The sequence below is a fragment of the Loktanella sp. IMCC34160 genome, assembly GCF_004145845.1.
GTDB lineage: Bacteria > Pseudomonadota > Alphaproteobacteria > Rhodobacterales > Rhodobacteraceae > SELP01.
This window is the reverse complement of record NZ_SELP01000004.1, coordinates 144,037-164,857: the sequence shown is the minus strand read 5'-3', so window position 1 is coordinate 164,857 and position 20,821 is coordinate 144,037. Positions and strand designations below refer to the sequence as shown.

The 20,821-nt window shown below is 62.9% G+C and carries 25 protein-coding genes; 8 read left to right on the top strand and 17 right to left on the bottom strand.

All coding sequences use genetic code 11. The annotated features are described in order from the left end of the window. Positions 1-10: 10 nt before the first annotated feature. Positions 11-760 carry an alpha/beta fold hydrolase gene (locus EU803_RS11955; protein ID WP_129683101.1) on the bottom strand — a complete coding sequence of 250 codons (750 nt, stop codon included), beginning with the start codon at positions 758-760 and terminating at the stop codon, positions 11-13. A gap of 89 nt (positions 761-849) precedes the next feature. On the opposite strand from EU803_RS11955, the gene EU803_RS11950 reads away from it, so the two are divergent. Beyond that, the gene (locus EU803_RS11950; RefSeq protein ID WP_129683099.1) at positions 850-1,305 is read left to right on the top strand and encodes an NUDIX hydrolase; all 456 of its coding nucleotides are present in this window, start codon (positions 850-852) and stop codon (positions 1,303-1,305) included. Between the two features lie 51 nt (positions 1,306-1,356). On the opposite strand, the gene EU803_RS11945 is transcribed toward EU803_RS11950, so the two are convergent. The 7 genes from EU803_RS11945 to EU803_RS11915 form a co-directional block, all read right to left on the bottom strand. Further along, the gene (locus tag EU803_RS11945; protein WP_129683097.1) at positions 1,357-2,832 is read right to left on the bottom strand and encodes a Do family serine endopeptidase; all 1,476 of its coding nucleotides are present in this window, start codon (positions 2,830-2,832) and stop codon (positions 1,357-1,359) included. Positions 2,833-2,944: 112 nt separating this feature from the next. Next, positions 2,945-3,151 (bottom strand): DUF2065 domain-containing protein, encoded by a 207-nt coding sequence (locus EU803_RS11940; RefSeq protein ID WP_242494355.1) that lies wholly within the window; start codon positions 3,149-3,151, stop codon positions 2,945-2,947. Beyond that, positions 3,151-4,050: a protease modulator HflC gene (locus tag EU803_RS11935; RefSeq protein ID WP_129683095.1), complete on the bottom strand. Its 900-nt coding sequence runs from the start codon at positions 4,048-4,050 to the stop codon at positions 3,151-3,153. Before EU803_RS11935 ends, EU803_RS11940 begins: the two co-directional genes overlap by 1 nt. Beyond that, positions 4,050-5,264: an FtsH protease activity modulator HflK gene (hflK, locus tag EU803_RS11930; RefSeq protein WP_129683093.1), complete on the bottom strand. Its 1,215-nt coding sequence runs from the start codon at positions 5,262-5,264 to the stop codon at positions 4,050-4,052. The genes EU803_RS11935 and hflK overlap by 1 nt, the downstream gene beginning before the upstream one ends. A gap of 94 nt (positions 5,265-5,358) precedes the next feature. Next, complete coding sequence (gene gor, locus EU803_RS11925; protein ID WP_129683091.1) at positions 5,359-6,714, bottom strand: glutathione-disulfide reductase; 1,356 nt, start codon at positions 6,712-6,714, stop codon at positions 5,359-5,361. Between the two features lie 115 nt (positions 6,715-6,829). Next, positions 6,830-7,618 carry a ribose-5-phosphate isomerase RpiA gene (rpiA, locus tag EU803_RS11920; RefSeq protein WP_129683089.1) on the bottom strand — a complete coding sequence of 263 codons (789 nt, stop codon included), beginning with the start codon at positions 7,616-7,618 and terminating at the stop codon, positions 6,830-6,832. 81 nt (positions 7,619-7,699) lie between these two features. Beyond that, entirely contained in the window at positions 7,700-8,578 is an 879-nt protein-coding gene (locus EU803_RS11915; RefSeq protein WP_129683087.1) for a LysR family transcriptional regulator ArgP, read from the bottom strand. A gap of 95 nt (positions 8,579-8,673) precedes the next feature. On the opposite strand from EU803_RS11915, the gene EU803_RS11910 reads away from it, so the two are divergent. Together EU803_RS11910 and EU803_RS11905 are read left to right on the top strand one after the other, a co-directional pair. Continuing rightward, positions 8,674-9,279 carry a LysE/ArgO family amino acid transporter gene (locus tag EU803_RS11910; RefSeq protein ID WP_129683085.1) on the top strand — a complete coding sequence of 202 codons (606 nt, stop codon included), beginning with the start codon at positions 8,674-8,676 and terminating at the stop codon, positions 9,277-9,279. Between the two features lie 40 nt (positions 9,280-9,319). Then, positions 9,320-10,225, top strand: a complete 906-nt coding sequence (locus EU803_RS11905; RefSeq protein WP_129683083.1) for a DMT family transporter — start codon at positions 9,320-9,322, stop codon at positions 10,223-10,225. A gap of 10 nt (positions 10,226-10,235) precedes the next feature. Here EU803_RS11905 and EU803_RS11900 read toward each other — a convergent pair whose 3' ends face one another. Then, a complete protein-coding gene (locus EU803_RS11900; protein WP_129683081.1) occupies positions 10,236-10,982 on the bottom strand; it encodes a leucine-rich repeat domain-containing protein in 747 nt (248 codons plus the stop codon). 117 nt (positions 10,983-11,099) lie between these two features. Next, complete coding sequence (locus tag EU803_RS11895; protein WP_129683079.1) at positions 11,100-11,849, bottom strand: YebC/PmpR family DNA-binding transcriptional regulator; 750 nt, start codon at positions 11,847-11,849, stop codon at positions 11,100-11,102. Between the two features lie 232 nt (positions 11,850-12,081). Between EU803_RS11895 and EU803_RS11890 the strand changes: the two genes are divergently transcribed. Further along, entirely contained in the window at positions 12,082-12,828 is a 747-nt protein-coding gene (locus EU803_RS11890; protein ID WP_129683077.1) for a 1-(5-phosphoribosyl)-5-[(5-phosphoribosylamino)methylideneamino] imidazole-4-carboxamide isomerase, read from the top strand. A 51-nt stretch (positions 12,829-12,879) separates the two neighbouring features. Here the strand turns inward: EU803_RS11890 and EU803_RS11885 are convergent, their stop codons facing one another. Next, positions 12,880-13,098: a DUF465 domain-containing protein gene (locus EU803_RS11885; protein ID WP_129683717.1), complete on the bottom strand. Its 219-nt coding sequence runs from the start codon at positions 13,096-13,098 to the stop codon at positions 12,880-12,882. A gap of 162 nt (positions 13,099-13,260) precedes the next feature. Between EU803_RS11885 and EU803_RS11880 the strand changes: the two genes are divergently transcribed. The 3 genes from EU803_RS11880 (at position 13,261) to EU803_RS11870 (ending at position 14,503) form a co-directional block, all read left to right on the top strand. Further along, positions 13,261-13,683 carry an Hsp20 family protein gene (locus EU803_RS11880; RefSeq protein ID WP_129683075.1) on the top strand — a complete coding sequence of 141 codons (423 nt, stop codon included), beginning with the start codon at positions 13,261-13,263 and terminating at the stop codon, positions 13,681-13,683. After that, on the top strand, positions 13,680-13,910 hold the full coding sequence (locus EU803_RS11875) for a DUF1150 family protein (RefSeq protein WP_129683073.1): 231 nt from the start codon (positions 13,680-13,682) through the stop codon (positions 13,908-13,910). Before EU803_RS11880 ends, EU803_RS11875 begins: the two co-directional genes overlap by 4 nt. 116 nt (positions 13,911-14,026) lie before the next feature. Continuing rightward, entirely contained in the window at positions 14,027-14,503 is a 477-nt protein-coding gene (locus EU803_RS11870; RefSeq protein WP_129683071.1) for a cytochrome b/b6 domain-containing protein, read from the top strand. A 62-nt stretch (positions 14,504-14,565) separates the two neighbouring features. Here the strand turns inward: EU803_RS11870 and EU803_RS11865 are convergent, their stop codons facing one another. The 4 genes from EU803_RS11865 to trxB all read right to left on the bottom strand — a co-directional run bounded on the left by EU803_RS11865 (position 14,566) and on the right by trxB (position 18,771). Further along, positions 14,566-14,979, bottom strand: a complete 414-nt coding sequence (locus tag EU803_RS11865; RefSeq protein ID WP_129683069.1) for a hypothetical protein — start codon at positions 14,977-14,979, stop codon at positions 14,566-14,568. Positions 14,980-15,099: 120 nt separating this feature from the next. Next, positions 15,100-17,175, bottom strand: coding sequence for a bifunctional sulfate adenylyltransferase/adenylylsulfate kinase (locus EU803_RS11860; protein ID WP_129683067.1), 2,076 nt, complete (start codon positions 17,173-17,175; stop codon positions 15,100-15,102). Between the two features lie 154 nt (positions 17,176-17,329). Beyond that, positions 17,330-17,830, bottom strand: a complete 501-nt coding sequence (locus tag EU803_RS11855) for an RES family NAD+ phosphorylase (protein ID WP_165352829.1) — start codon at positions 17,828-17,830, stop codon at positions 17,330-17,332. Next, the gene (trxB, locus tag EU803_RS11850; RefSeq protein WP_129683063.1) at positions 17,827-18,771 is read right to left on the bottom strand and encodes a thioredoxin-disulfide reductase; all 945 of its coding nucleotides are present in this window, start codon (positions 18,769-18,771) and stop codon (positions 17,827-17,829) included. Before trxB ends, EU803_RS11855 begins: the two co-directional genes overlap by 4 nt. A gap of 225 nt (positions 18,772-18,996) precedes the next feature. Here trxB and EU803_RS11845 point away from each other — a divergent pair, with 225 nt between their 5' ends. After that, a complete protein-coding gene (locus EU803_RS11845; RefSeq protein WP_129683061.1) occupies positions 18,997-19,497 on the top strand; it encodes an Lrp/AsnC family transcriptional regulator in 501 nt (166 codons plus the stop codon). Here the strand turns inward: EU803_RS11845 and EU803_RS11840 are convergent. Together EU803_RS11840 and EU803_RS11835 are read right to left on the bottom strand one after the other, a co-directional pair. Continuing rightward, the gene (locus tag EU803_RS11840; RefSeq protein ID WP_242494354.1) at positions 19,494-20,285 is read right to left on the bottom strand and encodes a Hint domain-containing protein; all 792 of its coding nucleotides are present in this window, start codon (positions 20,283-20,285) and stop codon (positions 19,494-19,496) included. The two genes, EU803_RS11845 and EU803_RS11840, sit on opposite strands and share 4 nt — an antisense overlap. 309 nt (positions 20,286-20,594) lie before the next feature. After that, complete coding sequence (locus EU803_RS11835; RefSeq protein WP_129683059.1) at positions 20,595-20,792, bottom strand: hypothetical protein; 198 nt, start codon at positions 20,790-20,792, stop codon at positions 20,595-20,597. Between the last annotated feature and the right edge of the window lie 29 nt (positions 20,793-20,821).

The window sequence follows — 20,821 nt, the reverse complement described above, 5'->3', positions numbered from 1 at the left end:
GTCAGACGCTCTAGCTGTCGTCTTCGCCGAAGATCACGCCGGTCAGGGTCAGGCTGCGGTCAAACCGCCCGCTGTCCAGAAAGGCGATGACCTGCGCCATAACCAGCGGGTTGTTCATCATGAAGGTATGGGTGACCGGCAGGACGATATGGTCGCGCATCCCGTCCATCCGGGTCGAGGCGACCGAGACCTTACCGTCATCCGGCCCCTCGATCAGGCTGGAATAGATGGGGTTCAGGGATTGGTTCCCGGCGATGATCCCCACCTCGTAACTTGGCAGGGCAAGGGAATTGGGCAGGCTGGTCTCGGCGGTGCCCAATTGCAGCCCCGCCGGGCCGTTGACCCATTGGAACGGCTCGAAATCCCCGAACATATCCACCAGTTCCGACCCGTGGTTCGGCGGCCCCATCATCACCACGCGGCCCATTTTCGCGGGCCGGTGTTTCGTCAGCCACGCCCGGACAAGGATGCCGCCCATTGAATGGGTGACAAAGTTCACGGTCCTGTCGCCACAGGCCTCTACATCGCGGGGCAAGGCAATATCGACGAGGGTCTGGATGGTCTGTTCCGTTGAGGGGTAGCCGGAATTGACGACGAAATAGCCTTCCCGCTCAAGCACCAGCTCCATCGGCGCAAGCGAGAAATCCGACCGGGCCAGCCCATGCAGCAGAACCACGCAATCCGTATCCGGCGAAGGCGTGGCACGCAGCGGCGTTGCGGATAGGGCCAACAGGGCAAAAAGGGCGACAAGGCGTTTCATGGGGTCAAAGATAAGAGTTGCCCAGGTCGGTTATAAGGTGAGGTCATCCTGACCTTGCGTCAGTATGCCAGAACCGGCAATTTGGCGCCATGGCACAGCCGCCCCGCCCCATCCGGATCGCGACCCGCGCGATTATCATGCACGATAATCGGTTGCTGATCGTGAATGCTTGGAAAGGCCGCACTCATCTGTGGTGTGCACCCGGCGGCGGGGCCGAACCGCATCAAAGCCTGCCCGAAAACCTTGCCCGCGAGGTGATGGAGGAATGCGGGTTGGAGGTTGCGGTTGGCGCCCCCTGTCTGGTGAACGAATTTCACGATCCGGGCGGCGCTTTCCATCAGGTCGATATCTATTTCCGGTGCCGGATCATCAGCGGCAATCTCACCGGCGACTGGACCGACCCGGAAGGGGTGGTGACACACCGCCGCTGGGTCACCCGAGAGGAGTTGTCGCGGCTTCGCGCAAAACCTGACAGTCTTGCCGCGGTCGCGTGGAAGGACCCCGGAGCGCCAGCCTACGACCCGCTCGAGCCGATCCAGAAATAGACAAGGGGCGGTTCGACGACCGCCCCTTCTCCAGTTCGAATGGTATCGGACCTATTCGTCCAAACCCAGCGCCACGAATCGCGGGTCGCCGCCGCGGCGGATCAGCAGGAGGATCGATTTCCGCCCTGCTTCGCGGGCCTCTTCGATCCGCGCTTCAAGGTCTTCAACACTCGCGACCGGTTGCTGGCCTGCCTCGGTGATCAGATCGCCGGGGACAAGTCCCTTGGATTCGGCGTCCGACTCCGGTGCAACCTCGGTGATGACCAGCCCGTCCGACAGTGTCAGGCTGAACTGATCGGCAAGCTCGGGCGTGATCTCGGACAGGGTCAGTCCAAGCACCTGGGCCTGTTCCACCACTTCCGGTTCCTCGGCGGGGAAGGCAGCGGCCTCGGCGGTTTCGCGGCGGCCAAGGGTCACGGCAAGTGTCACCGGTTCACCATCGCGCAGCACGATCACCTCGACCGTTTTGCCCACGGGCGAATTGCCGACGATACGGACCAGTTCGCGGGTGTCGGCGATTTCGATCCCGTCGAAAGACGTGATGACATCACCGGCTTCGACACCACCATCCAGGGCCGGGCCTTCAGGCACGTCCGACACCATCGCGCCACGCGCCACCTCAAGCCCTTCAATCGCCTCGACCATGTCTTCGGTCACGTCCTGAATGCGGACGCCCAGCCAGCCGCGCCGGGTTTCCCCGTATTCCTTCAGCTGATCGACAACATTGGTAACCACATTCGACGCCATGGAAAAGCCGATCCCGATGGACCCGCCGTTTGGCGACAGGATCGCGGTATTCACGCCAATCACCTCACCGTCCAGATTGAACAGCGGCCCGCCAGAGTTGCCCCGGTTGATCGCCGCGTCAGTCTGGATGTAGTCGTCATAGGTGCCCGACAGTTCCCGGTTGCGGGCCGATACGATCCCGGCCGAGACCGAGAACCCTTGGCCAAGCGGGTTGCCCATGGCCATGACCCAATCGCCCACGCGGGCGGTGTCACTGTCGCCGAAAGGCACAAAGGCCAGCCCCTGCGCATCGACCTTCAAAAGGGCGATATCGGTGTTGGGGTCAGTGCCGACCAATTCGGCGGGCAACTCGTCACCCGAGAAAAACTCGATCAGGATTTCATCGGCGCCTTCGATGACGTGATTGTTGGTCACGATAAACCCGTCCGCGGAGATCACGAAGCCAGAGCCGAGCGCCGAGGATCGGCGCGGACCATTGTTGCCCCGGTCCTGAAAGTCGCGGAAGAAATCTTCGAACGGGGATCCTTCGGGCACAACGCCCTGCGGGCCGGTGTTGGCCGCCACAACGGTCGAGGTGGTGATATTGACCACTGCCGGGCTGACCTGCTCTGCCAGATCGGCAAAGCTTGCCGGCCGGTCCTGCGCCCCGATGGGCAGGGCCTGCGCCAGCGCAAGGGCCAGACCAAGGACCAGTGCGGTCACGCCCGCACGAAGTTTCCCCTCGTCCCGCCGGGTCAGGGAAATTGCTTTGCTCGTCACGATGGACCTCCTTGTTTCCATTGCCGTCACCGGTGGAAACCGGTGACCCTCCGGGGCTGAATGTCATCCTAAGGGTCGCCGGGTTCAACGCAATCCCGGATCGCATTCCGTCACTTGCGCGTGAAGCCGCCGGTCAGGCGCCAAGCCCCTTTGCGATCCAGACCAGAACCACGCCAAACGCCAGCGCGCCCAGCCCGAAGGCCCGCCGCTGATCCATTGGCATCCGCCGCATTGCGTCCAGAAGATCTTCGATGATGGAGGGGGCGACCGCGTAGATCAGCCCCTCCACCACGAAGACAAGGCCCAGCGCCAGTAGCGCGGTGGCCAACACCTCTGCCATCAGTTGGCCGAGGCGTCCGCGTCGGCACCGCTGTCCGACTTCAGGTAGTTGAAGAATTCATTGTCCGGGGTCAGCACCAAAGAGGTGGACCCGGGACGCAGCGAATTCTGATAGGCGGTCATCGAGCGGTAGAATTCAAAGAATTCCGGGTCTTCGCCAAAGGCTTCGGCAAAGATGCGGTTCCGCTCGGCGTCGGCCTCACCACGGATGATTTCCGCCTGACGGGTCGCGTCAGACACCCGTTCCACCACGGTCCGGTCGGCCTGTGCACGGATACGCTGCGCGGCTTCGCGGCCACGGGCGCGTTCGTCTTCGGCCTCGCGTTCCCGTTCGGCCACCATCCGGCGGAAGGTCGCCTCAAGGTTCGCGGGCGGCAGGTCGGTCCGCTTCAGGCGCACGTCGATCACCAGAAGACCCAGCGCATTGGCTTCGGAAATTGCGGCGTTACGGATACGCAGCATCAGCGCGGCCCGATCCGTCGACAGGATGTCATTGGAGCTGACCGAACCAAGCACCTCTCGCGTCGCGGCGCGCAGGATCGAGTCGAGCCGGCGGCTGGCGACAAAAATCGCCTGATCGCCACCGGCACCGGTGGCTTGACGGAACTGTTCCACGTCGTTGATCCGGAACCGCGCGAAGGCGTCCACGATCAGACGGCGGTCATCCAGCGGCGTGACTTCCAGCGGGTCCATGTCGATCGACAGGATACGGTCATCGTATTTGACAACCTGCTGGAAGATCGGGATGCGGAACCCGATGCCGGGATCGTCCTCGACCCGGACAATCTGTCCGAATTGCAGGACCAGCACCTTTTCGCGTTCATCCACGATGAAGATAGAGGCCAGGCCAGCGGCCACAAGCGCCACGAAAGCGGGCAGAAGCAAAGCAGTCTTGCGCATCAGTTCGACCCTCCCGTGGTGGTGCTTCGGCGAATTTCATTCAGGGGCAGGTATGGCACGACACCATTGCCGCCATCCCCCGCGCCATCATCCAGCAGGATGATGTCGACGCCACCCAGAACCTGTTCCATCGTTTCGAGGTACAGGCGCTTGCGGGTCACTTCCGGCGCATTGCGGTATTCTGCCAGAACGGCGCTGAACCGGCTGGCTTCACCGCTGGCTTCGTTCACGACCTGCGCGCGGTAGGCTTCGGCCTCTTCCAGAAGCTGGGCCGATTGACCCCGCGCTTCGGCAAGTGCCCGGTTGGCATAGGCATCTGCACGGTTCTGAAGCTGGTCACGTTCCTGTTCGGCGTCCTGCACGTCGCGGAAGGCATCCAGCGGCGAGGTGCGGCGCTGGTTTCCGTCGATGTCGGTGACTGCCACCTCGGTCGAGGGCGGTTCGGCCGCGTTCAGGTTCACACGGACGATGTTGACCCCGCTGTCATAGCTGTCGAGAGTGGACTGGATCAGGTCCTTCAGACGGTCGGCAATCGCGCCCCGGTCCCGGTTCAGGATCGGCGCCATTTCCGACTGGGCGATGATTTCGCGCATGGCCGACTCGGACACCGCTTCGATCGTGGCGGCGGGCGCGGCAAGGTTGAATTTGTAATCGCGTAGGTTGGAAATGTTCCAGACCACTTCAAAGTCGATGTCGACGATATTTTCGTCCCCGGTCAGCATCAGGCCGGCATCAAGGCCCGACGCGGCCGTACCGATCGCGATGTTGCGCTCGGTCGTGACCGGCTCAACCTCGGCAGTCACCACCGGCCAGGGTGCAAAGTTCAGGCCCGGTTCGCCGGTCGACATGTATTCGCCAAGGAACAGGTTGATCGACCGTTCTTCCGGCTTGACCGTGTAGAAAGAGGCAAACCCCCAAAGAATCGCGGCACCAATGACGCCAAGGCCGATGGTGCCCTTTGTCAGAAGGGGGCCGGACGGGCCACCGCTTCCGCCGGTGCCACCCGGACCACGGCCACCGCCGCCGCCGCCCATCAGAACGCGAAGCTGTTCGCGCCCCTTGTTCATCAGCTCGTCAAGTTCGGGGATCTGCGGTTCGTTCGGGCGCTGCGGGCCCCGGTTTCGGTCGTCGCCATTGCCATTGTCGCCGCCATCGCCGCCGCGCGGGCCACGGTTTCCGCCGCCGCCCCAGGGGCCGCCGTAGTTTCCAGCCATCGGTTACCTTTGGTCCTTCCTGTTTCCAATCTCCGGCGGCGCGGACAGGCCGCACACCGGGTTGTCTTTCAACTTGTGCGTTCAGCGCGGAAAATCAAGCGCTGCGCACCGGTTCCTTCATCGTTACCAGTTCTTCCGAGATCGTCGGATGCACCGCAACGGTTCGGTCAAAGTCCTCTTTCGTGGCGCCCATCTTGACCGCGATGCCAACCATCTGGATCAGCTCGCCCGCGTGGTCCGCGACGATATGACAGCCCAAAACCTTGCGGGTGGCCTTGCTGACGATCAGTTTCATCATCACCCGATCCGACCGGCCCGCAAAGGAATGGTTCATCGGCTTGAACGAAGTGCAATAGACCTCGATCGGTTCCTGTTCGCGGGCGTCCTCTTCGGACAGGCCGACGGTGCCGAATTCGGGCTGGGTAAAGACGGCCGAGGGGATCAGATCGTGATCGACCGGCGTCGGGTTGCCCTTGAACACGGTTTCGACGAACGCCATGCCTTCGCGGATTGCCACAGGGGTCAGGTTGACCCGGTTGGTCACATCGCCCACCGCATAGATCGACGGCACCGCGGTCTGGGAATAGTCATCCACGACGATTTCACCCCGGCGGCCGATCTTCACCCCGGCCTCTTCCAACCCGATGCCGTCGGTATTGGGGACCCGGCCAGTGGCGAACATGACCTGACCATAGGTCGCCTCGGACCCGTTCGATCCCTTGACCCGGACGCCGCCGTCAACCTGCTCCATCGACAGGATGTTGGTGCCGCAATGCAGGTCGACCCCGCGTTCGCGCATCTGGTCGGCAATCAGCCCCCGCGCTTCGCCATCAAAGCCGCGCAGGATCTGCGCGCCCCGGTAGAACTGAGTCACCTTCACGCCCAGCCCGTTCAGGATGCCCGCGAATTCGCAGGCGATATAACCGCCGCCGACGATCAGGATGCTGTCAGGCAGTTGGTTCAGCTTGAAAATCTCGTTCGAGGTGATGCCCAGCCCAGCCCCCGGCATATCCGGCAGGACGGGGCGGCCGCCGGTGGCGACAAGGATATGCTTGGCGGTCTTCGTCTCACCTGTCGACAGGGTCACCGTATGCGGGTCGGCCAGCGCGGCGCGGGCGTCGAACACGGTCACGCCGGACCCGTCCAGCAACCGCCGATAGACCCCTTCCAGCCGGTCAAGTTCGGCGTCCAGCTTGCCCCGGAACGTGGTCCAGTTGAACGATCCGTCCTGCACGTCCCAGCCATAGGCGCGCGCGTCCGACATGGCCTCGTGAAATTCGCTGGCGAAGACCATCAGCTTTTTCGGCACGCAGCCCCGGATCACGCAGGTGCCGCCCATCCGATATTCCTCGGCCAGTGCAACCTTTGCCCCGGTCGCGGCCGCCACCCGTGCCGCCCGGACCCCGCCGGACCCGCCACCAATGACGAAAAGGTCAAAATCGAATGCCATTCTTGCCTGTCCTTCCATTCTGTGCCCCGCCTACTTGGGCTGCGGTGCCTGCCGGGGCAAGCCCGGGCGGGTCGGGAACACGCAATTGCGATGTTCCGCCCTGCCCCGCCGGCGGTCAGTCCCCGAGATCGGAAAACAGGTTGTCGTCGTCCAGGAAGTCGAATTTTTCCTTCTCGACCGATCCTTCGTTGATGTCGCGCACTTCCACGCGGCCATCGCCATAGCCGATCACCACCGCGTCGCAGATATCGATGAACAGGCCGTTTTCGACCACGCCGGGGATCTGGTTCAGCACAAGGCTGAGCTGCCGGGCGTTGCCGATGCGATTCAGATGCAGATCAAGGATATGGTTGCCTTCGTCGGTGATGAAAGGTGCGTCGCCGTTCATCCGCAGGCTGGTGGTCCGGCCCAGAACATCCATGCCGATCAGGACCTCCTCAACAAGCGTCTTGGTGGTCTGCCAGCCGAAGGGGATCACCTCGAGCGGAAGCGGGAAGGCCCCCAGAGTTTCGACCTGCTTGGTCGCATCGGTGATCACGACCATCTGGTCGCTTGCCGTTGCCACGATCTTCTCCTGAAGATGGGCACCGCCGCCGCCCTTGATCAGGTTCAGGTTCGGGTCAAACTCGTCCGCCCCGTCGATGGTCACGTCCAGCCACTTCGCCTCGTCCAGCGAGATCACCTCGATCCCGACCTGCCGGGCCAGTTCGGCGGTGCGCGACGACGTCGGCACGCCCTTGATCTTCAGCCCTTCGTTCTGAACCATGTCGCCCAGGCAGCGGACCAGCCACGCGGCGGTGGACCCGGTGCCAAGCCCCACCTTCATGCCGCTTTCGACATATTGGGTCGCCCGTTTGGCGGCGACGAATTTGGCCTTGTCGATCGGGGACAGTTCGGACGGCATGGGGCAGCTCCATGGGCAATGCGGGATTCCCAACGCTTATAGGCAAACCCGCCCCCGGGGGCGAGGGGGCATTGCCCCGAATTATCGGCTTTGCAGCAGCATCTTGCGGGCGGTTTCCCGGATCGCGCGGGTCAGGGGCGCAAGCGCGGGCGCCGACAGACGGCTGACCTGCCAATAAAGCGGGGTTTCCATCGTCTCGGGCGCGATGGCGACCAGCCGCCCCGCGGCGATATCTTCGGCGACAAGGGGTTCGGGGTTCATGCCCCAGCCCAGCCCAAGGATCGCGGCGCGGCGGAAATCGTGGCTGGATGCGATCCGGTGCGCGGGCAGGGCCACCCGCTGCCCCGCGACCTTTGTCACCCAATCCTGCTGCAACCGGTCCTTCAGCGAGAAGACCAGCGCCGGGGCCTGCCCCAACGCCGTGGCCGTCGCGCCCTTGGGGAACCAGCGGGCGACAAAGCCGGGGCTTGCGGTCGCAACATAGGACAGGGTGCCCAGCGCGATGCTGTCACAGCCCTGCACCGGGGTGGCCCGCGCCGTGACCGCAGCCGCCACCTCGGCCTTGCGCAGCCAGACGTCGGAATGGTCTTGATCATCTATCTCCAGCTCGAACAGCATGTCCGGTACGCGGGCGATGGCGGGCAGGAACCAGGTGGCAAGGCTGTCGGCGTTCACCGCAATCCGCACCGTGGGCCGGGGGCTGGCGGGCGTGCCCAGATCGCGGGCCAGCCCCTGCTCCATCAGCGCCACGTCGTCGAGATGGCGCAGCAGCCGCGCGCCGGTGGGCGTGGCGGCGCAGGGCTGCCCCCGCAGCACCAGCGTGGCCCCCATCCGGTCCTCCAGCCCCTTGATCCGCTGCGACACGGCCGAGGGCGTCACCCCAAGCTGCGCCGCCGCCCGGTCGAACGATCCGGTGCGCAGGACGGCGGCAAGGGCAGAAAGGGCATCGTAATCCAGCATGTGAATTAAGTTTCACTAATGAGCGCTAAAATCAATTCATTTTCCTTATTCATTTCCGGCAGCTATCCCGGCCAAGACCGCAAAAGGGTGCACAAATGCTCGGCACGTTCTTCACAGGGTTTGGCCTGTCGTTTTCCCTGATCATGGCCATCGGGGCGCAAAACGCCTTTGTCCTGAAAATGGGGTTGCGGCGGGCGCATGTCTTGCCACTGGTGCTGACCTGCGCACTGTCCGATGCAGTCCTGATCTCTGTCGGGGTCTGGGGGTTTGCCGGGGTGGCCGATGTGTTGCCGGGGTTGGCCCCGGTCATGCGTTGGCTTGGGGCCAGTTTCCTGATCGTCTATGGTGCGCTGTCGTTCCGGGCGGCGCTCCGTGGCGGCGCGGCGCTGGACCCGACGGCGGACAGGGGATTGAGCCTTGGGGCGGCGGTGCTGACTTGCCTCGCCTTCACATGGCTCAACCCGCACGTCTATCTGGACACGGTGGTCTTGCTTGGGTCCATCGCGCAGGGGTTCCCGGGGCAGGAGCGGGCCTTTGGCGCCGGGGCCATTGCCGCATCCTTCGCGTTCTTCTTCATGCTGGGCTATGGCGCGCGGCTTCTCGCACCGCTGTTTGCGCGGCCGATGGCGTGGCGAGTGCTCGACGTGGTGATCGGCTGTGTCATGTGGTCCATCGCCGCCGGGCTGATCCTGAAGGGATAGGCCCCTTGCACCCCCCGCCTTCCCGTGCGCCTATGGCGCCATGACGACAGGCGTGAGACAGGACCGGCCGCTGGCCGGGGTGTTCTGGATGGTGGTGACGGGGCTGAACTTCGTTGCCGTCACCGCGCTTGTGAAACATGTGGGCGATGACGTGCCCGCGGCCGAGGCGGCCTTTCTGCGCTATGCCCTTGGCATCGTCTTCCTGATCCCGATGATCCGCCCGATCCTTGCCGCCCGTCTGACACGGCGCCAATTGGGTCTGTTCGCCGCGCGCGGGGTGGCGCATACGCTGGCGGTGATCCTGTGGTTCTTCGCCATGGCCCGCATCCCGATTGCCGAGGTGACGGCGCTCAACTACCTCAACCCGGTCTATGTGACCCTTGGCGCGGCCCTGTTCATGGGGGAAAAACTGCCGCCCCGCAGGTTGGCCGCTGTGCTGATCGCGCTCTGCGGGGCGCTTCTGATCCTGCGGCCCGGCGCACGCGAGTTGGAACCGGGTCACATCGCCATGCTGGCCACCGCCGCGCTGTTCGCGGTCGGCTACATGCTGGCCAAGCAACTGTCCGGAGAGGTGAAACCGGCGGTCGTGGTGGGGATGCTGTCGATCACCGTCACCATCGGGCTTGCGCCCTTCGCCGCCGCGGTCTGGGTTACGCCGACGCTGGAACAATGCCTCTGGCTGTTCGGCGTCGCCTGTTTCGCCACCGCCGGGCATTACACCATGACCCTTGCCTTTGCCGCCGCACCGCTGACCGTGACGCAGCCGGTGACCTTCCTGCAACTGGTCTGGGCGGTGACGCTGGGCGCTGTCGTCTTCGGCGAGGCCGTGGACGGCTGGGTCGTCGCCGGCGGGCTGGTGATCGTCGGATCGGTCAGCTTCATCACCTGGCGCGAGGCGCGGGCGAAACGGCGGATCACCCCTGCCCCGGCGGAAACGAAGGTCTAGGGTCCAACCCCTAGCACATCACAATCACTTCGATTTCCGTCACTTCGACCCCACGATCTCTCAGCGCCTGAACCTGTGCCCGGAATTCTTCGTCGCGGTCATACAGGGTGACGCTCACCTGCTTTAGGTTGGGCAGTCTCATCAAAGGCCCAAGGTCCGTCACCGAAATCCAACCAAGATCCAGTCTTTCAAGTTTGTGCAGGCCCTCGAGCGGCGACAAGTCGGACACACCGCTTTCAGAGATATCCAACGCGCGCAGCGAGCTCAGACCAGAGACAAAGCCGATATCGGTTGTGGAGCGATCCCCAACCCCAAGCTCCTCAAGCCCGCTCAGTTGTCCGATCGCGGAAAGGTCGGCGCCCTCGGCAAGCTGTTGGGCGTGAAGTAGCCTTAGGTTCGGGAAGGCCTTCAGCAATGACAAGTCCGAGACTTCTGTCCAGCCGATGTGCAGCTCGGTCAGTTGATCCATTTCCGCGATATCGGACAAGTCGTCAAAATCCGAGTAGCTGATCATCAGGGCGGTCACGTGGTCCAGACCACCCAGCGTCGAATAGTCTTCTAAAGTTGCTCGATCGAGGTTGAGCGTCTCACACTGTGTCGCAACGCATTCGGCAAAGATGGCGGCACCGCGTTCGGCACGGGTTGGCATGGTCGTAGCGGGGCTTTCCGGCACACAGGAAATCAACGTCATGGACGCGACATATGCGGCGGCGATTGTGGCGAAAGGCCGGAAAGGACTGGTCATGAAAAACACCAAGCTATCAGTTCAACTATTGGCTGATCTTGGGGCAAGCCGCCATTCATGGGAAGCCATGAAAAGAAACGACCCGGCGCGTAGGCACCGGGTCGCAGATTCTTGCCTGTTCTGTAATATTCAGGAATTGGCGAACTGTTCCATGACCTCGTCCGAGGCTTCCATGTTGGTGGTGACGCGCTGCACGTCGTCGTCGTCTTCCAACACCTCGACCAGCCGCATCAGCTTCTGAACCCCTTCAAGGTCCAGTTCGGCGGTGGTTGTGGGTTTCCAGACCAGCTTGGTCGATTCCGACTCGCCCAGGGTGGCTTCCAGCGCGGTGGAGACCTCGTTCAGGTCGGTATCGGCGCAATAGATCACGTGGCCGTCGTCATCGCTTTCGACGTCCTCGGCCCCGGCTTCGATCGCAGCCATCATCACCGTGTCCGCGTCGCCGACAGAGGCCGGGTAGACGACTTCGCCCTTGCGATCGAACATGAAGCCGACCGAGCCGGTTTCCCCAAGGTTGCCGCCATGCTTGCCAAAGGTCGACCGCACGACCGAGGCGGTCCGGTTGCGGTTGTCGGTCATCGCCTCGACGATGACGGCGACACCGCCGGGGCCATAGCCTTCGTAGCGGATTTCTTCGTAATCATCGCCCTCGCCGCCCTGCGATTTCTTGATCGCGCGTTCGATCACGTCCTTGGGGACCGATTGCGACTTGGCTTCCTTCACCGCAAGACGCAGGCGGGGGTTCTTGTCCGGGTCCGGGTCGCCCATCTTTGCCGCCACGGTGATTTCCTTGGCAAGCTTGGAGAAAAGCTTGGACCGGGCGGCGTCCTGCCGCCCCTTGCGGTGCTGAATATTCGCCCATTTGGAATGGCCGGCCATGGGTCGTCCTCGTCATCTGAATTGGATCAGCGCGTCTATAGGGCAGCGCGGGGCAAAATGGCAATCCCCAGAGAGGAACCGCGGCCGCAACAGGCCGCATCGCCGGGCCGCTTCCCCGCTGCACGCTGCCAAAGTGCCGCTTTTGCGCGATCCATGCTGTATCATGGGCCCTAGGGTCGGGGCGACTCGCCCCTAGCGCGACATCGGATTCCACATTTCAGCGGAGGTCAGGATGATCATCTACCCCACCATCGAACTGCAAAAGGGCCGCTGCGTCAGCCTGCATCGCGGCCGGCTGGAAGAGCCGCAAATCTGGCACGTGAACCCGGTTGACCGGGCCCGCAGCTTTGCCGCCGCCGGGGCCAGCTGGATGCACCTGACCGACTTCGATGCGGTCGCCGGGAATGAAGAAACCAACGCCGATCTGGTGCAAGAGATCATCCGCGCGGTGGGCATTCCGGTGCAATATGGCGGCGGCGTGAAGTCCATGGACCAGATCGCCCATTGGGCCGAGGCCGGCGCGGGCCGCATCGTCATCAGCTCTGCCGCCGTGACCCAGCCGCAGTTGGTCAAGGACGCGGCCCATGCCTATCCCGACCAGATCGTCGTCGCGGTCGATGTCTACAAGGGCAAGGTCATGTCCGGCGGATGGCGCGAAAGCACGGCCTTCGCCCCCGAGGATTTCATCCGCCAGTTCGACCGTGACCCGCTGGCAGCGATGATCGTCACCGACATCGACGCGGATATCGCGGAAAGCGATGCCTCGCTGGCGATGATCACCCGCGCCGCCGAGCTGGCCAGCGCGCCGGTGATCGCGCGCGGCACCATCCGGTCGCTGGATGACATCAGCCGCCTGAAATACGTCCCGCGCGTGTCCGGCACCATCATTGGCCGGTCGCTGTTCGACCGGTCCGTTGATCTGGGCGAGGCATTGGCCGTCGCCGGTGCGGGCAAGGAAGCGACCGCGCCTTTCGTCTGAAGGGCGTGAGCATAGATCAGAGGGCCGCCCCGACCGGGCGGCCTTTTTCGTTCAGGCGATGATATCGGGCAAAATCCGGTCTTCGATCCGGGCAATCTTGTCCTTCAGCGCGAGCTTCTGCTTCTTCAAGCGCCGAATCGTCAGCAGGTCACCGGTGCCCCGCTCTTCCAGGGCATGAATCGCTTCGTCCAGATCGCGATGCTGTTGCTTGAAGATCTCCAGTTCGACCCGGAGCACCTCGAGCTGTTCCATTTTCGCTGATTTGTTCATCGGTGGGCCCGAACCTGTTTCCTGCACCCCAAGATAAGGGCTGGCAGGCGTTTCGCCTAGCCCTTCCTCTTGCACCGGGGCGGCCTGCTGCCCATATTTCAAGTCAGGCCGCCGCAATCGGGGCCATCCGGACATCGGTCGCTTTGACAAAGGACATGTCGCATGACGAAACTGACCCTTGGAACGCATCCGTTCCTTCTTGGATTTGAACAGCTTGAACGGCTGGTCGAGCGGACCGCCAAATCGGGCAACGACGGCTATCCCCCCTATAACATCGAACAGACCTCGGACCGGTCCTACCGGATCACCCTTGCGGTCGCCGGGTTTGCCGAAACCGATCTGTCAATCACCGTCGAGGACAACCAGCTTGTCATCCGGGGCCGCCAGTCGGATGACAGCGAGGGCCGCATCTTTTTGCACCGCGGAATTGCCGCGCGGCAGTTCCAGCGGTCCTTTGTTCTGGCCGATGGGGTGGATGTGGGCGAAGCGATCATCGAAAACGGCCTGTTGCACGTCGACCTGAACCGCCGCGTCCCCGACACCGTTGTTCAGACCATCAAGATCCGGAAGGGAGGTGCGAAATGAACACGAAATTCGACCTGAGCACATTTGGACAGGGCATCGTTTATATCCGCCCGGTCAATGTGGATGACCTGCCCGCAGATGTTCAGGCCCAAGCAGAGGCCGGCGGGCTGAAGCAGCTGTTCGCCGTGCACAACACCGACGGCGACCGGCTGGCGCTGGTGGCTGACCGGACGATGGCCTTTGTCCTTGCGCGGCAACATGACATGACCCCGGTCACCGTTCACTGAAACAGGGGCGCCCGTCTGCGCGATGGACGGGCGCGAAATCGCGGCCTAAGGTTTCGACGGAAATTGCGCCGCTCGGCGTAGATCAGTCGAAGAGACCATGTAAAAAGGGCCCGACCATGGCAAATCCCGAAAAATACAGCCGCCTTCAGATCATCCTGCATTGGGCCATCGCGGCCCTGATGATTGTCAGCTTCATCACCCACGAGGCGATGGGCGAAGCTTGGGACGTCGTCGAAGACGGTGGCACCGCCGTGATCGAGGGCGGCGCGCGCGTGCACCAGCTTGTGGGTCTGACGATCCTGGCGCTGGCGGTTCTGCGGATCATCCTTCGGCTGACCAAAGGTGCCCCTGCCCCGGTGCCTGCACCGAAACTTCAGGACCTCGCGGCCAAGCTCACGCATGTCGGTCTATATGTCGTGATCTTTGCCCTGCCGATTACCGGGATGCTGGCCATTGGCGCCGGGATCGAGGCGGCGGCCGAGTTTCATGAACCCCTGTTCCAGCTTGGGATGGTGCTGATCCTGCTGCACATCGGCGCGGCGCTCTATCACCAGTTCATCGTCAAGGACAACCTGATGGCGCGGATGCGCTAGAAGCGCCCGGCATCGCTGCCGCGAAATTCAATGGTTCGAATTTCGCGGCAGGCTTTACGATATCAATATCGCGTCCGGCTGATTTCGACGTCGAAAACCGGGTCGTCGACGACTGCCATTGGGGTCAGACGGCATTCGGCGGGCCGGCCGTCCGGCCGCGAATTGCCCGTCACATTGGGAGCCCAGCGGAACCCGTTCTGAATCCGTGTCTGGTTGACCGTCAGGCTGATGGCGCTCATCACCTGCCGATCTCGGTTATTTCGGACGTTTTGGGTGATTGCACAGACAGCAAACCGCCCCTGGTGTTCGACAACGGTAACCCAGAGGTGGATGGATTGTCCCTGCTCCCACCTGGGTCCAATGTCGATAAAGCTGTCGTCCACAGGCAACTGACCAATTGGTTCACCTGACTGAGCGAAGGACGGCATTGAATAAAGCGAAAATAGAATTGCCGCAATGAAGCCGAATTTTTTCAAGTTACTCTCCAAAACTGTGTTTACGACTCAAAGCTAGCAACCCCGGGGCGATCTGCAACCCAAAAAAAGGGCGCCACACAGCGTGCGGCGCCCAAATCTTACCATGATGCCAGCGGCTTATCAGCCCGCGATCAGCCCCATGCTTTCCAACTTCAAGATCACCTGGTGGGCGCAGTTGTCGACGTCCACATTTTCGGTTTCGACCCGCAGTTCCGGGTTCGCCGGCTCTTCGTAGGGGTCGGAAATCCCGGTGAATTCCTTGATCTTGCCTTCGCGGGCCAGCTTGTAGAGCCCCTTGCGGTCACGCCGTTCGCACTCTTCGATGCTGGTGGCCACGTGAACTTCGACAAAGGCACCATACTGTTCGATCTCTTCCCGGACCGCGCGGCGGGTTGCGGTATAGGGCGCGATCGGGGCGCAGATGGCGATCCCGCCGTTCTTGGTGATCTCGGACGCGACATAGCCGATGCGGCGAATGTTCAGGTCGCGGTGTTCCTTCGAGAACCCAAGTTCCGACGACAGGTTCTTCCGCACGATATCCCCGTCCAGAAGGGTCACCGGGCGGCCGCCCATCTCCATCAGCTTGACCATCAGCGCGTTGGCGATGGTGGATTTGCCCGACCCCGAGAAGCCGGTGAAGAAGACGGTAAAGCCCTGCTTGGACCGGGGCGGAGAGGTGCGGCGCAGTTCCTTCACCACCTCGGGGAACGAGAACCATTCCGGAATCTCCAGCCCTTCGCGCAGGCGGCGGCGCAATTCCGTGCCCGAGATGTTGAGGATGGTGACGTTATCCCGATTCTCGATCTCGTCGTTGGGTTCGTATTGGGCGCGTTCCTGCACATAGACCATGTGCTTGAAGTCGACCATTTCGATGCCGATCTCGGACTGGTGCTCGCGGAACAGGTCCTGCGCGTCATAGGGGCCGTAGAAATCCTCGCCCGCGCTGTTCTTGCCCGGGCCCGCGTGGTCACGGCCGACGATCATATGGGTGCAGCCGTGGTTGCGGCGGATGATCCCGTGCCAGACCGCTTCGCGCGGGCCAGCCATGCGCATGGCAAGGTTCAGCAGCGACATGGTGGTGGTGGACTGGGGGTATTTGTCCAGAACTGCCTCGTAGCAGCGGACGCGGGTGAAGTGGTCCACGTCGCCCGGTTTGGTCATGCCAACCACCGGGTGGATCAGCAGGTTGGCCTGTGCCTCTTTCGCGGCCCGGAAGGTCAGTTCCTGGTGCGCGCGGTGCAGCGGGTTGCGGGTCTGGAAGGCCACAACGCGGCGCCAGCCCAGCTTGCGGAAATAGGCGCGCAGTTCGTTCGGCGTGTCGCGACGGCCCCGGAAATCATAGTGCACGGGCTGCTGGATGCCGGTGATCGGCCCGCCCAGATAGACCTTGCCGGCCGTGTGATGCAGGTAATTCACCGCCGGGTGCGCCAGATCGTCGGCGCCGAACACCTTTTCCGCCTCATGCGACTTGTTCGGGGTCCAGCGGTCGGTCACGGTCATGGTGGCAAGGATCACGCCTTCCTGATCGCGCAGCGCGATGTCCTGACCCAATTCGATGCTGTCGGCAAAAGCTTCGGACACGTCCAGCGTGATCGGCATCGGCCACAGGGTGCCATCGGCAAGGCGCATGTTGTCCACAACGCCATTGTAATCTTCCTCGGACAGGAAGCCCTTGAGCGGGTTGAAGCCCCCGTTCATCAGCAGTTCCAGATCGCAGATCTGGCGCGGGGTCAGGTCGTGGCTGGTCAGATCAGCGGCTTCGACCTTGAGCTTCTGTGCACTCTCGTAAGAGACGTAGAGCTCTGGGATGGGGGCAAGGTTATTCTGCATCGGATGGGTCCTGTGTTTGATGGGAGTGAGGCCGCTGCTGGAACCGGTCAGCTCTGCGTGCAGGGCATCGTATTCGGCGAATTTGCGGGCAAGGAATTGGTCGCGCAGCCGCGTCTTTTCAGCGGCGCCACGGGTGGTGATGGTATAGGCGAACCGTTGGCGTTTATCGGGGCCAGGCCGGGCGTTGATGGTGATCAACCCGGCCTCTGCCGCGCCACGCAACAACGCATTGAGCCGCCCAAGCGAGATATCCAACGCCGCCGCCGTCGCACGCTGCGACGCCCCTGGCGCAGCGTCCAGCTGGCGCAAGAGCCGGAAGATCAGGTCTTCCTCGGCAGGGTTATGTCTGGCCACGGAGGTGGGCATCGGGGACTCGCAATATGTTCACGCGTGAACACATAAGCCGAAGCGAATGGCGAGACTAGGGGGAAATCTTGGCAAAATCAGACCATTCCGGACTGTGTCCGGTGGGTCACGCCTGCGCACCCGACCCAGCACTCCGTCGATCCACCTTGGGATGTCAGAAATCCATAGGCGGACCGTCAGGTTCGACCTTTGGTAAGCCAAGTCCATTCCAGCGAAACAAAGACAGGTGGGTCAGGTCAGGACGGCTCCGCGAAGGAGTCAGTATTCCGTCGAACCCCGCGTCCCGAAGGCGGTCCGAAATGCTCCAAGTGGCAGGACGTTGACCTGCCGACGCAATCTTCGCCCAAAACACATGAATATCGGCCAGCGCGATTCCCAACGCTTCACGCACCGCTTCGGTCCGCAGATCGGTGACAACAGTGGCTGTGACTTTGACAGGGAAGACGGCCCGTGGCGGGTCATCTTCCTGAAGGTAGACTTTCATCGCCACGCGACACCCTTCCGGTGTGGCGGAAAGATAGAGGCAGGTCTGTCCACTGTGATGCCAACGGCCTTCTGGCGCCCCGGCAGGCTCAAGGATCATCCCCGCTCGGTCTCGAAACCCGGCACGCCAGAACCGGCCGGAAACCTGAACCGAAGGGACCGTTTTCGTCAATCGTCCTGCTCTGCCAGCCAGTGTTCGGCGTCCAGCGCAGCCATGCAGCCCATCCCGGCGCTGGTCACGGCCTGCCGATATTTATGGTCGGTCAGGTCGCCCGCGGCGAAGACGCCGGGGATCGAGGTTTTGGTCGATCCCGCCTCGACCTTTACATAGCCGCCGTTGTGCAGTTCCAGCTGGTCCTTGACCAGTTCCGACGCCGGCGCATGGCCGATGGCGATGAACACCCCCTTGGCCGGGATCTCGGTGATCTCTCCGGTCTTGACGTGCTTTGCGCGCACGGCCTCGACCCCAAGCGGGTTGTCGGTGCCGACGACCTCTTCGAGGGTGTGATCCCAGAGCGGTTCGATCTTGGGGTTCTTCATCAGCCGGTCGATCAGGATCTTTTCGGCCCGCAGCTCATCGCGGCGGTGGATCAGGGTCACCTTGGTCGCGAAATTGGTCAGGAACAGCGCCTCTTCCACGGCGGTATTGCCGCCGCCGATGACAACGATTTCCTGTCCGCGATAGAAGAACCCGTCACAGGTGGCGCAGGCAGACACGCCAAAGCCTTTGAACTTCTCTTCGGTCGGCAGGCCAAGCCATTTGGCGCGGGCGCCGGTGGCCAAGATCACCGCGTCGGCGGTGTAGGTGGTGCCGCTGTCGGCCTTTGCGGTGAAAGGCCGCTTGGACAGGTCCAGACCGGTGATGATGTCCATCACGATGTCACAGCCCATGGCGCGGGCGTGGGCCTCCATCCGGACCATCAGGTCGGGGCCCTGCACCTCGGTATCACCGGGCCAGTTTTCGACCTCGGTGGTGGTGGTCAGCTGACCGCCGGGCTCCATCCCCTGCACAAGGATCGGGTTCAGCATGGCGCGGCTGGCATAGACGCCCGCGGTATAGCCCGCAGGGCCGGAGCCGATGATCAATACCTTGGTGTGACGCGTCTCGGCCATGTGTTCCCCCGACTCTGGTGTTCCGTCCCACCCGATATAGACGGCAGCCCCCGGAACCGAAAGGCCCTGCAAGGCGACCATGCGTCGCGCGAATACCGGGCCGCCCTATGCCGGACGGAGCAGGGGGAAAGACGTTGGACGCTAAGAATCTTGCGCCGACACGAAACAATATTGCGCAGCCCGCACCTTCGGCGTAGTGTTCGCAAAATTTCTTGGGGATGACGTATGCCGGGTTCCAAACTCGATGAAATCGACCGGATGATTCTGGCAGAGCTTCAGGCGGACGGGCGCATGACGAACGTCGAACTGGCCAAGCGGGTGGGCATCTCTGCCCCGCCCTGCCTGCGCCGGGTGCGCACGCTGGAAGAACAGGGGTTCATCCGGGGCTATCACGCCGATGTCGATGCCCGCGAACTGGGGTTCGAGGTGCAGGTCTTTGCCATGGTCGGGCTGGTCAGCCAGGCCGAAGCCGACCTGAGCGCGTTTGAGGAGCGGTGCCGCAACTGGCCACTGGTTCGCGAATGCCACATGCTGAACGGCGAGGTGGATTTCATCCTGAAATGCGTGGCCCCGGACCTGCGCAGCTTCCAGACCTTCCTGACCGAACAGCTGACCGCCGCGCCCAATGTGGCCAGCGTCAAGACCAGCCTTGTGATCCGGGGCGCCAAGGATGAACCCGGCGTCCCCTTCGACGTTCTGGAAGCGCGGCTGGCGAAAGACGCCTAAGCGGCAGAAAACAGATCCAGATCAGCCAGACGCAGCCGGGGGAAACGGGGCGCGCCAAACCCCATCAGATCGGGGATATGCGGGAAGAAGGACAGGTAAAGGTCCAGCAGATCCCCGCGCAGCGGCAGGCGGTGTACCGGGCCAGGATGGAAGCTTTCCAGCTCGATCCCGTCGGCGACCAGCCGCTCCTGTTCCTCGAACCCAAGGTGATAGACCTGCACGGCGGTCTGTGGCGTCAGATCGACGATGTTCACCCCATCCGCGAAGTCCCGCACCGGCACGACGGCGGTGGGCCGCCCGGTCATGGTGCGCACCCCTTCTGAGCTGTGGAACAGCCGGGCCGAGGGGCCCAGAACAATATCGCGCCCCGGACGACCAAACCCGAGGGAATCGGCCGACACCCGGACAAGAGACCGCAATTTCGACGCCTGTTCGGGGATATTCGCGATCAGGCTGCAACTGCCCTTCCAGATCAGCGGCTGAAATCCACGATCGGCGGTCTTGACCCGGTCCCCCGGCAAAAGATCCTCGACCGCGCGGGGGCCGTCCTCGGTCTGGAACAGGGTGCCGCGCGCAAAGGCGGAAAAGGCTTCCTCGAAGGCCTCCATTGCGGGGGCCACTCGGGCAAAGTCGGCAATATCGCCATTCGGGGCAAGGTGAACCACCTCGAACCGGCGCATCACCGGGGGGCGGCGCTGCGGCTGGTCGCCGGTCTGGGCGAACCGGTCATTGTGGTCACGGGACGGGCGAAGAGAGCCGAAATGGCCAATCGAAGGGGCAGCGGTCATGCGAAACCTATCAAAGTTGCGCTTTTCGCCGGCCCCCACCGGCAACGATCAGCAGATCATGAGTCAGGAAACGATTCCCCGACGGGACCGCATTTGTCAAAAATTCTATGTGGAAGGGTATGAATTCCGCTTCAATGCAAGTCTTTGAAGCGGATTGTTCGCGGCAGCCGGCCAATCCTGCCATATTTCGGCGTGCCCCCGGGCCGACAGAACGAAAAACGGCCCCTGCCGATTGGCAAGGGGCCGTTTCAGGTTCGGGGGAGGAACCCCGAGGGAAACCGTGCGGGACCGAGCGACCCGCCGGAGCGATCAGGCGACGACCTGAGCCCCCATGAAAACCTTGGCGCGACCACGCGCGACCGTGGCGAGGCTGGCCACTTCCCGGTCGCTCAGCGACGCCTTGCGGCTGGCGATGAAAGCCTGACGGCGCAGACCACGTTCCCAAGGCATCCGGGTCGTGCATTTCGCTGCTTCGTCGATCACCCCGTTCATCCAACGTTTCTTCATCTGTTCAATCCTTTGCTGCTCGCTAGGTC

Excerpts from the sequence above, each read along its gene's own strand:
- EU803_RS11955 (WP_129683101.1), bottom strand. The coding sequence starts at position 760 with ATGAAACGCCTTGTCGCCCTTTTTGCCCTGTTGGCCCTATCCGCAACG.
- EU803_RS11950 (WP_129683099.1), top strand. The coding sequence starts at position 850 with ATGGCACAGCCGCCCCGCCCCATCCGGATCGCGACCCGCGCGATTATC.
- EU803_RS11945 (WP_129683097.1), bottom strand. The coding sequence starts at position 2,832 with ATGGAAACAAGGAGGTCCATCGTGACGAGCAAAGCAATTTCCCTGACC.
- EU803_RS11940 (WP_242494355.1), bottom strand. The coding sequence starts at position 3,151 with ATGGCAGAGGTGTTGGCCACCGCGCTACTGGCGCTGGGCCTTGTCTTC.
- EU803_RS11935 (WP_129683095.1), bottom strand. The coding sequence starts at position 4,050 with ATGCGCAAGACTGCTTTGCTTCTGCCCGCTTTCGTGGCGCTTGTGGCC.
- hflK (WP_129683093.1), bottom strand. The coding sequence starts at position 5,264 with ATGGCTGGAAACTACGGCGGCCCCTGGGGCGGCGGCGGAAACCGTGGC.
- gor (WP_129683091.1), bottom strand. The coding sequence starts at position 6,714 with ATGGCATTCGATTTTGACCTTTTCGTCATTGGTGGCGGGTCCGGCGGG.
- rpiA (WP_129683089.1), bottom strand. The coding sequence starts at position 7,618 with ATGCCGTCCGAACTGTCCCCGATCGACAAGGCCAAATTCGTCGCCGCC.
- EU803_RS11915 (WP_129683087.1), bottom strand. The coding sequence starts at position 8,578 with ATGCTGGATTACGATGCCCTTTCTGCCCTTGCCGCCGTCCTGCGCACC.
- EU803_RS11910 (WP_129683085.1), top strand. The coding sequence starts at position 8,674 with ATGCTCGGCACGTTCTTCACAGGGTTTGGCCTGTCGTTTTCCCTGATC.
- EU803_RS11905 (WP_129683083.1), top strand. The coding sequence starts at position 9,320 with ATGACGACAGGCGTGAGACAGGACCGGCCGCTGGCCGGGGTGTTCTGG.
- EU803_RS11895 (WP_129683079.1), bottom strand. The coding sequence starts at position 11,849 with ATGGCCGGCCATTCCAAATGGGCGAATATTCAGCACCGCAAGGGGCGG.
- EU803_RS11890 (WP_129683077.1), top strand. The coding sequence starts at position 12,082 with ATGATCATCTACCCCACCATCGAACTGCAAAAGGGCCGCTGCGTCAGC.
- EU803_RS11885 (WP_129683717.1), bottom strand. The coding sequence starts at position 13,098 with ATGAACAAATCAGCGAAAATGGAACAGCTCGAGGTGCTCCGGGTCGAA.
- EU803_RS11880 (WP_129683075.1), top strand. The coding sequence starts at position 13,261 with ATGACGAAACTGACCCTTGGAACGCATCCGTTCCTTCTTGGATTTGAA.
- EU803_RS11875 (WP_129683073.1), top strand. The coding sequence starts at position 13,680 with ATGAACACGAAATTCGACCTGAGCACATTTGGACAGGGCATCGTTTAT.
- EU803_RS11870 (WP_129683071.1), top strand. The coding sequence starts at position 14,027 with ATGGCAAATCCCGAAAAATACAGCCGCCTTCAGATCATCCTGCATTGG.
- EU803_RS11860 (WP_129683067.1), bottom strand. The coding sequence starts at position 17,175 with ATGCCCACCTCCGTGGCCAGACATAACCCTGCCGAGGAAGACCTGATC.
- trxB (WP_129683063.1), bottom strand. The coding sequence starts at position 18,771 with ATGGCCGAGACGCGTCACACCAAGGTATTGATCATCGGCTCCGGCCCT.
- EU803_RS11845 (WP_129683061.1), top strand. The coding sequence starts at position 18,997 with ATGCCGGGTTCCAAACTCGATGAAATCGACCGGATGATTCTGGCAGAG.
- EU803_RS11840 (WP_242494354.1), bottom strand. The coding sequence starts at position 20,285 with ATGACCGCTGCCCCTTCGATTGGCCATTTCGGCTCTCTTCGCCCGTCC.
- EU803_RS11835 (WP_129683059.1), bottom strand. The coding sequence starts at position 20,792 with ATGAAGAAACGTTGGATGAACGGGGTGATCGACGAAGCAGCGAAATGC.